Raw genomic sequence first — 12,389 nt, 5'->3', positions numbered from 1 at the left:
GGGTCGGGGGAAAAGTTCGCTCGGCCGGGAGGGGTTTTTCAGGCCAGCGCGGGGACCGGGTGGAAGAGGGTCAGTTGACGTACCCGCCCCTCGCGCAGCACCTGCAACCACAGCGCCGCGGGTGGGCAGTGCTCCGGGTCGTCGGGCGGGCTGATCAGGTCGGTCTCCCAGATCAGCACGTCGCCGCTGGCGGCCACGTTGCGCAGCCGCTGACGTACCCCGGCGGACAGGTCGCGGTTCATGCCGTTGATCGCCAGGTCACGACCGCCGCGCGGGCCGCCCGGCACGATCATTTCGGCGTTCGGCCACCAACTTTCGCGGACCACCCGCTCGAAGTCGCCGCGCATCGCGGTGGCGATCATGTCGTGGCCCTCGCGCCACCGGGCGTCGTTCGCGGCGGCGACGTCGGCGTGCGCCGTGGTCGCGGCCGTGCGCAGACCGCCGGCGAGCGCCCGGCGAGCGTGGTTGAGGCGGCTGCGGACGGTGCCGACCGGCACCCCACACACGGCGGCGATCTGCTCGTACGAGGACGCGTCGCTGAAGTACCGCAGCAGGGTGACCAGGCGGTCAGGCTCGGACAGTTGCCCGATGGAGTGCCACACCCAGTCGCGCATCGCGGCCCGGTCCAGCGCCTCCTCCGGGGTGGGGGTGTCGGCCGGGCCGGTGAACCACTCCGGTTCGGCGACCGGGAGGGCTCGGGGCTTGCGTAACGTCGTGCGGCTGGTGTTGCGGACGATGGCCCGCAACCAGGACCCGACGGCGTTCGGGTCGCGAACCTCGCCGATGCGACGCAGGGCGACGACCATGGTGTCCTGCACCGCGTCTTCGGCGTCCGGACCGTAACCGAGGACGCTCAGCGCGACGGCCCGCATCCCGGCCTCGTGCCGGGCCAGCAGCACACCAAGCGCCGCCGCGTCTCCCGCCTGCGCGAGAACCACCAGCTCCGCGTCGCTCTGCGTCACGTCCATTTCCTCCCGGAAAAGCCGTTCTTGCCGGCTTGTGCTCCATCAAGCGTACGGCGGGCCGGCGCGTCGATGCCCCGAGCGGACGGTCGTCCTACGCTGCGGGAGGGCTCGCGGCGCGGGTGGCCCGGGTGCCGATCTGCCGCAGGTGCGCGATCAACTCCGGCGGCTCGTGCACCTCCAGGTCGCAACCGAGGGTGAGCAGGCGCCACGCCAGCCACTCCAGCGTGTCGGCGTTGCTGCGCAGCCGGCACGAGGTCGCGTCGATCGGCTCCAGCTCGACGCCGGCGCCGCTGAGCGGGCCCGCCATCCGCTCGACCGGCGCGTGCAGCGTCACCACCGCCCGGTAGACGGGGGTCAGCTCAAGCAGCTTCTCCGTCATGAACGTAGCGGCGTCGGACGCCGGCAGTTGCCGGGCGGCGACCCGGTTCCGGGTGGGCCGCAGGTCGGTGATCCGATCGACCCGGAAGATCCGCCAGTCGTCGCGGTCGTTGTCGTAGCCCACCAGATACCAGCGCCGCCCCGCCGACACCAGCTTGTACGGCTCGACGAGCCGTTCGGCGTCCACGCCGTCGCGGCGGCGGTAGGTGAACCGTAGCCGCTCCCGGTTGTTGACGGCGGCGGCCAGCGCGCTCAGGCGCTCCGGGTCGACAGTCGGTTGCTCCCAGGTGAGCATCGGTTCGGTCGCCGCCCCCAGCGCGCTGACCCGGTGCCGCAGCCTCGACGGCAGCACCTGTTCGAGCTTCGCCAGCGCCCGCACCGAGGCCTCCTCGATGCCGGCCACCGCGTGACCGGCGGCGGTGCGCAGACCGACCGCGATCGCCACCGCCTCGTCGTCGTCGAGCAGCAGCGGGGGCATCGCCCTGCCGGCGACCAGACGGTATCCGCCGATCGCGCCCATCGTCGCCTGCACCGGGTAGCCGAGATCGCGCAGCCGCTCCACGTCGCGGCGGATGGTGCGCAGGCTGACCCCGAGCCGGGTGGCCAACTCACTGCCGGGCCACTCGCGGGGCGTCTGTAACAGCGACAGCAGGCTCAGCAGTCGGGCAGGGGTGTCGGACATGATTCCCAGAATGCCAGCGAAGTGTGCCAGAAGCTGTCCTATATGGGCCGTAGCGTTTCCGGCATGACACCCTTTCGCATCGACATCCGCCAGTCGGACCTCGACGACCTGCGTGACCGGCTCTCCCGTACCCGGTGGCCCCGCTCGTTGCCCGGCGCCGGCTGGAGCCGCGGGGTGCCGGTGGACTACCTGCGTGAGCTGACCGGGTACTGGGCGAATGACTACGACTGGCGGGCGCACGAGGCGCGTCTGAACGACTTTCCCCAACTCGTCACCCAGGTCGACGGCTTGGACGTGCACCTGCTGCACGTCCGCTCGCCGGAGCTGGACGCGCTGCCGTTGCTGCTCACGCACGGTTGGCCGAACTCCGTCGTCGAGTTCATCGAGCTGATCGGTCCACTGACCGACCCGCGCGCCCACGGCGGTGATCCCACCGAGGCGTTTCACGTGGTGGTCCCGTCGGTGCCCGGCTACGGTTTCTCGCAGGCGCCACCGGCCGGTTTCACGATCGACCGGCTCGCCCGGATGTGGGCCGAACTGATGGCCCGGCTCGGCTACCACCGCTACGGCACTCAGGGCGGCGACCTGGGCGCGTACGTCGCGCCGCGGGTGGCGGCGGTGGCGCCGGAGCGGGTGGTCGGTGTGCACATCGACGGCGGGTTCGGCTTCCCGACCGCCGCGGACGTGCCGGACATGAGCGTGGCAGAACGCGCCGAGTGGGAGCAGATGCAGCGGTGGATGAGCGGTGGCGTGGACCATCACGCGCTGTTGCGGGCGGCACCGCAGACCTTCTCGTACGCCTGGAACGACTCGCCGGTCGGGCTGCTGGCCTGGATGATGCAGAAGTTCAAGGAGTTCACCATGACGGTGCCCACGCCGGAGCAGGCCATCGACCGGGATCACCTGCTCACCAACGTCAGCCTCTACTGGTTCACCGGCACGTCGGGGACGTCGTCATGGCCGATGTACGAGCGGCTGACCGTTGCCGATGATGGCGCTTTCGCCTGGCCGGCGGGCCAACGGCGAGTGCCGTCCGGTGTGTACGGCGGTGGGTCCGCGTTGATGCGCCGCCTCGCAGAACGGGACAACACCATTGTGCACTGGCCGCAGGGCAACCCGGGCAGCCACTTCGTGGCGATGGACGAGCCGCTGGCGCACGCCGCGGACATCCGCGCGTTCTTCCGAGGGCTGCGATGACCGAGCTGACCTGGGCTCAGGTCTCCGCCCGACGTCTTCAGCGGCACGGGCTGCGCACCCCGGCGGCGGGCGCGGCACCGGACGCCGGGCGGGTCGCCGACGTGGTGTCGACGATGTGCGGCGCGCACGCCCAGATCGCGTCGGCCGCCGAGCTGTCCGTCGGCCTGCGGGTGCCGGGCGCGACCCGCTCCCTGGTACGTCGGGCACTGTGGACGGATCGCACCCTCGTCAAGACCCGGGGACCACGCGGCACCGTGCACCTGCTCGCCGCCGCGGACCTGCCGATGTGGGTCGGCGCGCTGACCTCGGTGCCGGCCCCGTCGTGGGAACGGAGCGTGGTCCTGCTGACGCCCCGGCAGACCGAGCAGGTCCTCGCGGCCATCGCCGACGCGGTCGCCGAGGCCGACCTGACCACCGCCGAGCTGACCGAGGAGATCGTCGCCCGTACCGGCGCGTGGGCGGGCGACCTGGTCATGGAGGCCTTTCAGGACAGATGGCCCCGGTGGGTCGCCGCGATGACCGCCGCCACCCGCAGCGGGGTGATCTGCTTCGGCCCGAACCGCGGTCGGGTCACCACGTACACCAGCCCGACCCGGTGGCTGCCCGACTTCGCGCCGATGCCCGGTCGCGCCGCACTGGCCGCACTCGTGCGCAGCTACCTGTACGCGTACGGCCCGGCCACCCCGGCGCAGTTCGCCAGGTGGCTGGCGGTCCCACCGGCGTGGGGGACATGGCTGTTCGACTCGCTCGACCTGACCGAGGTGACAGTGGAGGGCAGCCCGGCCTGGGTGGCCGCCGACGACACCGCCTTCCCCGACGACCGGCCGTCCGGATTACGGCTGCTGCCCTACTTCGACGCGTACGCGGTCGGCTGCCACCCCCGTGAGCGGCTCTTCCCCGGTGTCGCCGCCACCCGGGCGCTCGCCGGTGGCCAGGCCGGCAACTATCCGGTGCTGCTGGTGGACGGGGTGGTCGCCGGCGTGTGGCACCAACGCCGCTCCGGCCGGTCGATCCGCGTCACCGTCGAGCCGCTGCGCCCGCTCGACGCCGCCCGGCAACGGGCGCTGGCGCAGGAGGTCGACCGGGTCGGCGAGATCCTGGAGGGCCGGGCGTCGCTGACCGTGGGCACCGTCAGTGTCGGACCGCACGCCTGAGCACGCCGGCCGGCCCGCTGGGCGAGGATGAGAGGGTGCTCCCCGAACCGGTCGACCACGCGCCCCGGCAGGCGTTCCCCTGGGCGGTGCTGCGCCAGCGCTGGGAGGACCTCACGTTTCTGCACTGGGCGGTCGATCCGTCGCTCGTCGCGCCGTTGCTTCCCGTCGGGACCCGGCCGGACACGCTCCACGGGGTCAGCTACGTCGGCCTGATCGGTTTCCGGATGGTCGGGCTGGGCTTCGGCCGTGGCCCGGGGGTGCCCTACTTCGGCACCTTCTCAGAAACCAACGTCCGGCTCTACTCCGTCGACGACGACGGCCGACGAGCGGTGGTGTTCCGGTCGCTCGACGCGTCCCGCCTGGTGCCGGTGCTGGTGGCCCGGGCGACGCTGCGCCTGCCGTACCTCTGGTCGTCGATGCGGTTGGACCGCGACGGTGACCGCCGCACCTACCGGTGCCGGCGGCGCTGGCCGGGGCCGGCGGGCGCGACGAGCCGGATGGTGGTGCGGGTCGGCGAGCGGATCGTCGAGCCGACCCCGCTCGACCATTTCCTCACCGCCCGTTGGGGGCTGCACACCCGGGCGTACGGGCGCACGCTGCACCTGCCGAACTGGCATCCGAGCTGGCCGCTGCACCGGTGCGAGCTGCTGCACCTGGATGACGAGCTGGTTGCCGCCGCCGGGTTGCCGGCACCGGTCGGGCCGCCGGTCAGCGTGCTCTACTCGCCCGGTGTCGCGGTCCGGTTCGGCCCGCCGGTGGCGGCCCGGCCCCGTGCCGCCGGGCCGCCGCGGGCTCAGTAGCGGCCACCCTCGGGCGCGGGCAGAGCGTCCAGGTCGGCCAGGTCCTCGGCGCTGAGCCGCACGTCAGCGGCCGCACAGTTGTCCAACAGGTACTTCGGGGTCTTGGTGCCGGGGATCGGGATGACCTGATCGCCCTGGGCCACCACCCAGGCGAGGGCGACCTGCGCGGGGCTGACGCCCGCCCGGTCGGCGATCTCCCGGACCCGGGCGACGATGGCGAGGTTGGCGCGCAGCGCGTCCTGCTGGAAGCGTGGCAGGCCGCGCCGGAAGTCGTCGGCGGGCAGGTCGTCGAACGAGGTGAACCGGCCGGCGAGGAAGCCGCGGCCGAGCGGGGAGAACGGCAGGAAGGCGATGCCCTGCTGGGCGCAGTACGGCAGCACCTCGGTCAACGGGTCGCGGGTCCACAGTGACAGCTCGGACTGCACCGACGCGACCGGGTGCACCGCCTGGGCCCGCACGATCTGGGCGACCGTCACCTCGGAGAGCCCGATCTGCCGGGCCTTGCCGGCCGCCACGACCTCCGCCATCGCGCCCCAGGACTCCTCGATGGGCACCTGCGGGTCGACCCGGTGCAACTGGTAGAGGTCGACGTGGTCGGTGCCGAGTCGGCGCAGGCTCTCGTCGATCGCCGCGCGGATGTGCTCCGGTCGGCCGTTGTTGCCGATCCTCGGCGAGTTGCCGGGGCCGCCGGTGGGGGAGGTGGCCACGAGGCCGACCTTCGTGGCCAGCACGGCCCGCTCCCGCTCGCCGTCGGCAAGCGCCCGCCCGACCAGCTCCTCATTGGTGTACGGCCCGTACACGTCCGACGTGTCGATCAGTGTCGCGCCCAGGTCCAGCGCCTGTCGGATGACGGAGATCGACGTGTCGTCGTCGCGCGGGCCGGTGATGTCGTAGCCATGGCTCATGCCCATGCAGCCGAGGCCGATGACGCCGACCTCGGGGCCGGTGCTGCCCAGCGTGGTGGTTTGCATGCGCCCAGGCTACGACCGACGCGGGCGGCGGGCACCTCGCGCGTCGGGGCGGCCGGGTCGACCGCCCCGATGTTCGGGTGCCCGCGTCGGCCCCCGGGACCCCTCGCCGCTCAGGACGTCAACTGGGTGAAGCGGATGCTGTTGCCGAACGGATCGCGCAGGGCGCAGTCGATCCCGTAGAAGCGTTCGGTGGGTTCCTCGGTGAACTCGACGCCCCGGCTCAGCAGCGTCTCGTACGTCTTGCGGCAGTCGTCGGTGGAGAAGATCAGCGAGCCGCCCATCGCGCCCTTGGTGACCAGGGCGCGCACCTGCTGGGCGGTCTCCTCGGACAGTGCCGGTGGGCCGGGCTTCTCCAACAGGATCTGGCGATCCGGCTCGCCGGGGACGTTGACGGTCAGCCAGCGCATGAAGCCCATGTCGACGTCGGCGTTGACCTCCAGGCCGAGCTTGCCGACGTAGAAGTCGAGGGCCTCGTCCTGGTCGAGGACGTAGATCTGTGAGTGCGTGATCGCGGTGAACATGCACGTCACGCTAGGGGTCCGCGCCGCCGGACGCTTATCCGAAACTGCTGGGTGACGACTCTCACCAGAAACGGACTCGCGAGTCCGGTACGGTGGTCACGAAGCGGACCTGCGAGTCCGGATGTGCCTCACCTCACCACGAGGAGCCCCGATGACCCCGGTACGGATCAGCGACGCCCTGCGCGCGGTGGTCTTCGAACCCACCCGCGACCTGACCGAGGCGCTCGACGAGTTCTACGCCCCGGACTACACCCACCGCAGTGACGGCGAGACCGTCGACCGGGCCGGATTCGTCGAGATGGTGACCCGGGTACGCGGTCAGATCGTCGGCGGCACCGTGCGGGTTCTCGACGAGCTGCGCGACGGTCTCCGCTACGCCGAGCGGCACGTCTACGAGATCACTCTGACCGACGGGTCGACCGCCAGGCGGGAGATCGCCATCTTCGGCTCGTACGCCGAGGACGGCCGGTTCCGCCACCTCAGCGAGACCGGCTTCGACCTGCCCGCCTGACCCACCCCGACAATCAGCACCGGAGAGAGCCATGCCCCGCCTTGCCGACCCCGATCCGAACGCCATTCCGGCTGACGTCCGCGACGTCCTGTCCGCCCTGCCGCCCGACCCGATGGTCAAGATGCTGACCCACTCGGTCGGCACGGTGGCCCTCTTCATCCAGCTCGCGAAGGCGCAGTTCACCTCGCTGGAACTGCCCGCCCGCTCGCGGGAGCTGGTCATCCTGACGGTCGCCGAGTACGCCGGGTGCGAGTTCGTGGCGGCCCAGCACCGCCCGATGTCCGAGGCCGTCGGCGTCGACCAGCGCACCCGCGAGATCATCAGCAGCCGGGACCTCGACAACCCGGGCCTTGCGGCGGACGACCGGACGCTCATCCGGTTCGCCGCCGAGGTGGTGCGCTCACCGCGCGTTCCCGACGACCTCTTCGACGAGGTCCGGGGCAACCTCAGCGAGCGCGAGATCGTCGAGGTGCTCCAGGTGATCGGCTACTACTGGTCGTTCGGACGGGTGGCCACGGTGCTCGACGTCGAACTCACCACCGTGTACGGCGACGAGCCGCTGCTGACCGGCGGGACCGAACGGGCAGACTGACTCCATGACCCCACCGACGCCAAGTGACCCGGATGCACCCCGTCGGCGGCTGGACGCCCGTCGCAACCAGGAGCGGGTCATCGCCGCCGCCCGGGAACTCTTCATCGAGCAGGGTCTCCAGGTGACGGTGCCGCAGGTGGCGGAGCGGGCCGGGGTGGGTCGCGCGACGGTGTACCGCAGCTACCCCAGCAAGGAGGACCTGATCGTCGCTGTCGTCCAGCGGCAGTTTCAGGAGCTGGAGCAGCGCACCCGCGCGGCGCTCGACGGCGCCGACGCGTACCGGGAGTGGTGTTCCTACGTGCCCGACCTGTTCGGACGCCTGGCGCGCGACCGGGTCCTCGCCGACGCGTTCTTCGAGGGCCGACTGGTGCCCGCCGCGCGCATCCTGAGCCTGATCGGGCAGCTGGTGGCGGCGGCCCGGCCGTCCGGCAAGATCCGCCAGGACGCCGGCGAGTTGGACATCCGGGTGCTTCTCTGCGGGGCGGTTCGGCAGCTCATCGTGCTCGACGAGCGTGACCCGGCGGTGTGGCGCCGCTACGCCGACCTGGTCGTCAACGCGCTACGCCGCTGACCATCGGGCTGACACTTAGGGGTTGACCTCAGTGTCAGCCCGATGGAATAGTTAGGCGTATGGCTAAGCATGTGGGGGGCGACGCGCTCGACAGCGTGCTCCACGCGCTGTCCGACCCCACCCGCCGCCAGGTCGTGGAGCGCCTGGCCCAGGGCCCGGCCACGACCAGCGAGCTGGCCCGCCCGTTCGACATGGCGCTGCCGTCGTTCACCCAGCACCTGCACGTCCTCGAGCGCTCCGGCCTGGTGACGTCGGAGAAGCGGGGGCGGGTGCGCACCTACCGGCTCGCGCCTCAGTCGCTCGAACGCCTCGACACCTGGCTCGCCGCGCAACGCGCCCGGTGGACCCGACGCCTCGACCAACTCGACTCGGTTCTCTACGACCTGAAGGAGCAACAGCGATGACCGCCTACCCGGTGAACCCCGACCTCGATCTCGTCCTGGAACGCCGCGTCGACGTGGCCCCCGAGCTGGTCTGGCGAGCCTGGACCACGCCCGAGCTGCTGATGCGGTGGTTCAGCCCGAAACCCTGGTCGACCGTCGCCTGCGAGATCGACCTGCGGCCCGGCGGCCGGTTCGACACCACCATGCGCTCGCCCGAGGGCCAGGAATTTCCGAGCAGCGGCTGCATCCTGGTGGCCGACGAGGGCTCGACGTTGGTCTTCACCTCCGCCATGGGCGCCGGGTTCCGCCCGGTCGTCACCGCCGACGGCTTCCCGTTCACCGCGGTGATCCAGATCGAGCCGGACGGCGACGGCACGAAGTACACCGCCACCGCCATCCACGCCGACGCGTCGGCGAAGAAGTCGCACGAGGAGATGGGCTTTCACGAGGGCTGGGGTGCGGCGCTGGACCAGCTCGTCGAGCTCGCCAGGACCCTCTGAGCAGCGGCTCCGCTTGCCTGCATCGGCGTTGATCGATATTGTCTGCGGAGGCGCCGCCCCGCCTCAGGCCACCATCGTCGATCCGAAGCGGGTTCCGCATGCGCACACTGAGACTTGTCACGACCCTGGCCGTCGCCGGCCTGCTGGCCGGTGGGGCGGCAGTGGTCGCCGCCACGCCGGCCAGCGCGGCGACCGCCGTGTTCTCCGTGACGAACAACTGGGGCAACGGCTACCAGGGGCAGGTCACCGTCACCAACGACACCTCCGCGCCGATCAGCAGTTGGCGGGTCGAGTTCGACCTGCCGTCCTCCTCGACCATCACCCAGTCGTGGAACGCGCAGCAGACCACCTCGGGCAGTCACCACACCTTCGCCAACGTGTCCTGGAACGGCAACCTCGCCGCTGGTGCCTCGACCTCGTTCGGCTTCCTCGTCAACGGCACCGGCACCCCGGTCAACTGCACGGTGAACGGCGCCGGCTGTGCCGGCGGCCCGCCCCCGACCACGCCGCCCCCGACCACGCCACCTCCGACCACGCCGCCTCCGACCACCCCGCCGCCCACCTCCGGCACGCCCGTCGAGCGGCACGGGCAGCTGCGGGTCTGCGGCACCACGATGTGCGACAAGTCCGGCGCCCGGGTGCAGCTGCGCGGCATCAGCAGCATGTGGCTGAACTGGGAGACCGCCCCGTACGCCGAGAACCTCTCCGCGCTGCGCTGGATGCGTGACAACTGGAACCTCCAGGTGATCCGCGCGGCGATGGGTGTGGAGCCGGCGGGGGCGTACCTCAGCGACCCGGCCAAGGCGCGCGCACAGGTGGAGACCATCATCAACAACGCGGTCACCGCCGGGGTGTACGTCATCGTCGACTGGCACGCGCACGAGGCGCAGAACAACCAGTCCCAGGCGGTGGCGTTCTTCGGTGACCTGGCCCGCCGGTACGGCAACCTGCCCAACGTCATCTGGGAGCCCTACAACGAGCCGCTTCAGGTCAGCTGGACCAACGTCATCAAGCCGTACCACCAGGCGGTGGTGTCCGCGATCCGCGTCGCCGACCCGGACAACATCATCGTGCTCGGCACCCCGACCTGGTCACAGGACGTCGACGTCGCGGCGGCCAGCCCGGTCACCGGCACCAACCTGATGTACACGCTGCACTTCTACTCCTGCACGCACGGGGCGTCGCTGCGGGCCAAGGGGGACGCCGCGATCCGCGCGGGTCTGGCGCTGTTCGTCACGGAGTGGGGCGCCAGCAACGCCGACGGCGGCCTCGACGGCCGGGCCTGCCTGCCCGAGGCGCAGTCCTGGATCGACTGGATGAGGGCGAACGGCATCTCCTGGACGGCCTGGAAGCTCGACGTCGGCACCGACACCACCAACCTGCTCAGCCCGGGCGCGCCGGTGACCGGCGGGTGGACCAACTACCTGCACGGCCACGCGCCGTTCGTGGTGGCGAACATGAGGTGACCCCGGCCGCCGCGTGGCCGTGATCGATCGAATCGCGACTGGTGATGTCGGGGTGTCCAGGCCGGCAGGAGGCCCCGACATCACCAGACACTGTCGGACGGGTCAGGGGGTGAAGGCCCGCCGGTACGCGGTGGGGGTGGTGGCGAAGGCCCGTTGGAAGTGCGCCCGAAGGTTGGTCGCCGTGCCCAGGCCGGTGCGCCGCGCGACCTCGTCGACGGTGATGTCGCCGTTCTCGAGCAGCGTGCAGGCGGCGCGCAGCCGTTGCTGGATCAGCCAGGCCCGGGGGCTCATCCGGAACCGGTTCTGGAAGCTGCGGTGCAGCGTACGGCTGGACATCACCCCCTGCCGGGCAAGGTCCGCGACGGTGACCGGACGATGCAGGTTGCTGATCGCCCAAGCGGTGACCGCGGCCAACTCGTCGTCCTCACCCGCGCCGCCGACCGGAATGAACTGTGCCTGGCCGCCGGCCCGGTGCAGTGGGGTGACCATGTGACGGGCCCGGTGGATGGCGACATCCTGCCCGTGGTCGCGGCCGACCAGGTAGAGGCACAGGTCGAGGCCGGCGGCGAGCCCGGCGCTGGTCAGCACCTCGCCCTCGTCGATGTAGAGGGCATTGGCGTCCACCAGCACCCGGGGGTGCTCGTCCGCCAGCGCGTCGGCGTGCGCCCAGTGGGTGGTCGCGCGGCGGCCGTCGAGCAGACCGGCCTGGGCCAACGCGAAGGCGCCGGTGCAGATCGACGCGATGCGGGCGCCCCGGGCGTGCGCCAGCCGCAGCGCTTCGAGGGCGCGCGCCGGTGCCGGGCCACGGCGGAATCCGGGCACGATCACCGTGTCGGCGTCGTCGAGGGCGTCAAGCGGCGCGGCGACGGTCAGCTCCAGGCCGGCGGTGGTGGTGGAGACCGGGCCGCTGTCCAGTGCGCACACCGTCGTCGCGTACCGGCCGTTGCCTTCGTGGCCGAAGACCTGCGTCGCGATGGTCAGGTCGAACGCGACGACTCTGGGCAGGGCGAGGACGGCGACCCGATGCGTGGCGGAACTCTTACGCATGATGGCAAGGATGCCACTCGCCGCCGTGCGGTCGTCCGACGATCCTGGGCGGTATGCGAATCGAGATCGTGATGTTCGACGGCTTCGACGAACTGGACGTCTTCGGGCCGTTCGAGGTGCTGTCGATGGCCGGGTTCGAGGTGCGGCTGGTCGCCGTCGAACGGCCGGGCCCGGTCACCAGCATGCGGGGCGTCCACCTCCAGGTCGCCGAGGTGCTCGGTCAGGCCGACGGCGTGATCGTCCCCGGTGGAGGGTGGTTGAACCGGGCCGCCGAGGGTGCCTGGGCCCAGGCACAGCGCGGCGTGCTCCCGGCCCGGCTGGCCGCGCTGGCGCCGTCGGCGCGTTGGATGGCGTCGGTGTGCACCGGTGCGCTGCTCCTCGCCGCCGCCGGTCTGTTGAGTGGCCGGCGGGCGACCACCAACCGCAACGCGTACGACGAGTTGCGCGCGCGGGACGTCACAGTGCTCGACGAGCGGGTGGTCGACGACGGTGACCGGGTCACCGCCGGCGCGCTCTCGGCCGGGCTCGATCTGGGCCTCTGGCTCACCGAACGGGAACTCGGCGCCGCCACGGCGAAACGGGTCGCCGCGACCATCGAGTACCGGCCCCGGACCCGCTGACGGCGCGCCCCCATCCGCTGCCTGACCACCC

At 71.6% G+C, this 12,389-nt stretch carries 15 protein-coding genes; 10 read left to right on the top strand and 5 right to left on the bottom strand.

The window, feature by feature from the left end:
* Positions 1–38 precede the first annotated feature (38 nt).
* Entirely contained in the window at positions 39–962 is a 924-nt protein-coding gene (locus tag QSK15_RS24870; RefSeq protein WP_285796560.1) for an RNA polymerase sigma factor, read from the bottom strand.
* Positions 963–1,056: 94 nt separating this feature from the next.
* Complete coding sequence (locus QSK15_RS24865) at positions 1,057–2,025, bottom strand: helix-turn-helix transcriptional regulator (RefSeq protein ID WP_285796559.1); 969 nt, start codon at positions 2,023–2,025, stop codon at positions 1,057–1,059.
* Positions 2,026–2,088: 63 nt separating this feature from the next.
* Between QSK15_RS24865 and QSK15_RS24860 the strand changes: the two genes are divergently transcribed.
* The 3 genes from QSK15_RS24860 to QSK15_RS24850 are packed head-to-tail and all read left to right on the top strand — an operon-like array spanning position 2,089 to position 5,176.
* Positions 2,089–3,222: an epoxide hydrolase family protein gene (locus QSK15_RS24860; protein ID WP_285796558.1), complete on the top strand. Its 1,134-nt coding sequence runs from the start codon at positions 2,089–2,091 to the stop codon at positions 3,220–3,222.
* A complete protein-coding gene (locus QSK15_RS24855; protein WP_285796557.1) occupies positions 3,219–4,376 on the top strand; it encodes a winged helix DNA-binding domain-containing protein in 1,158 nt (385 codons plus the stop codon). The genes QSK15_RS24860 and QSK15_RS24855 overlap by 4 nt, the downstream gene beginning before the upstream one ends.
* Before the next feature lie 35 nt (positions 4,377–4,411).
* Complete coding sequence (locus QSK15_RS24850) at positions 4,412–5,176, top strand: YqjF family protein (RefSeq protein WP_285796556.1); 765 nt, start codon at positions 4,412–4,414, stop codon at positions 5,174–5,176.
* Here QSK15_RS24850 and QSK15_RS24845 read toward each other — a convergent pair.
* Together QSK15_RS24845 and QSK15_RS24840 are read right to left on the bottom strand one after the other, a co-directional pair.
* Entirely contained in the window at positions 5,170–6,147 is a 978-nt protein-coding gene (locus QSK15_RS24845) for an aldo/keto reductase (protein WP_285796555.1), read from the bottom strand. The two genes, QSK15_RS24850 and QSK15_RS24845, sit on opposite strands and share 7 nt — an antisense overlap.
* A gap of 110 nt (positions 6,148–6,257) precedes the next feature.
* Positions 6,258–6,668: a VOC family protein gene (locus QSK15_RS24840; protein ID WP_285796554.1), complete on the bottom strand. Its 411-nt coding sequence runs from the start codon at positions 6,666–6,668 to the stop codon at positions 6,258–6,260.
* A gap of 151 nt (positions 6,669–6,819) precedes the next feature.
* Between QSK15_RS24840 and QSK15_RS24835 the strand changes: the two genes are divergently transcribed.
* From QSK15_RS24835 to QSK15_RS24810, 6 genes are all read left to right on the top strand, one after another.
* Complete coding sequence (locus QSK15_RS24835) at positions 6,820–7,179, top strand: hypothetical protein (protein WP_285796553.1); 360 nt, start codon at positions 6,820–6,822, stop codon at positions 7,177–7,179.
* A gap of 31 nt (positions 7,180–7,210) precedes the next feature.
* Complete coding sequence (locus QSK15_RS24830; protein ID WP_285796552.1) at positions 7,211–7,771, top strand: carboxymuconolactone decarboxylase family protein; 561 nt, start codon at positions 7,211–7,213, stop codon at positions 7,769–7,771.
* A gap of 4 nt (positions 7,772–7,775) precedes the next feature.
* Complete coding sequence (locus tag QSK15_RS24825) at positions 7,776–8,342, top strand: TetR/AcrR family transcriptional regulator (RefSeq protein ID WP_285796551.1); 567 nt, start codon at positions 7,776–7,778, stop codon at positions 8,340–8,342.
* A 59-nt stretch (positions 8,343–8,401) separates the two neighbouring features.
* Positions 8,402–8,746, top strand: a complete 345-nt coding sequence (locus QSK15_RS24820; RefSeq protein ID WP_285796550.1) for an ArsR/SmtB family transcription factor — start codon at positions 8,402–8,404, stop codon at positions 8,744–8,746.
* Complete coding sequence (locus tag QSK15_RS24815; protein ID WP_285796549.1) at positions 8,743–9,225, top strand: SRPBCC family protein; 483 nt, start codon at positions 8,743–8,745, stop codon at positions 9,223–9,225. The genes QSK15_RS24820 and QSK15_RS24815 overlap by 4 nt, the downstream gene beginning before the upstream one ends.
* 98 nt (positions 9,226–9,323) lie before the next feature.
* A complete protein-coding gene (locus QSK15_RS24810) occupies positions 9,324–10,691 on the top strand; it encodes a cellulase family glycosylhydrolase (protein WP_285796548.1) in 1,368 nt (455 codons plus the stop codon).
* A gap of 102 nt (positions 10,692–10,793) precedes the next feature.
* Here QSK15_RS24810 and QSK15_RS24805 read toward each other — a convergent pair whose 3' ends face one another.
* Positions 10,794–11,738, bottom strand: a complete 945-nt coding sequence (locus QSK15_RS24805) for a GlxA family transcriptional regulator (RefSeq protein ID WP_285796547.1) — start codon at positions 11,736–11,738, stop codon at positions 10,794–10,796.
* 53 nt (positions 11,739–11,791) lie between these two features.
* Between QSK15_RS24805 and QSK15_RS24800 the strand changes: the two genes are divergently transcribed.
* Positions 11,792–12,358, top strand: a complete 567-nt coding sequence (locus tag QSK15_RS24800; RefSeq protein ID WP_285796546.1) for a DJ-1/PfpI family protein — start codon at positions 11,792–11,794, stop codon at positions 12,356–12,358.
* The last annotated feature ends 31 nt before the right edge of the window (positions 12,359–12,389 follow it).

The sequence above is a fragment of the Micromonospora sp. NBRC 107095 genome (assembly GCF_030269705.1).
Classification (GTDB): Bacteria; Actinomycetota; Actinomycetes; order Mycobacteriales; family Micromonosporaceae; genus Micromonospora; species Micromonospora parva.
This window is presented reverse-complemented; position numbering and strand designations above follow the sequence as displayed.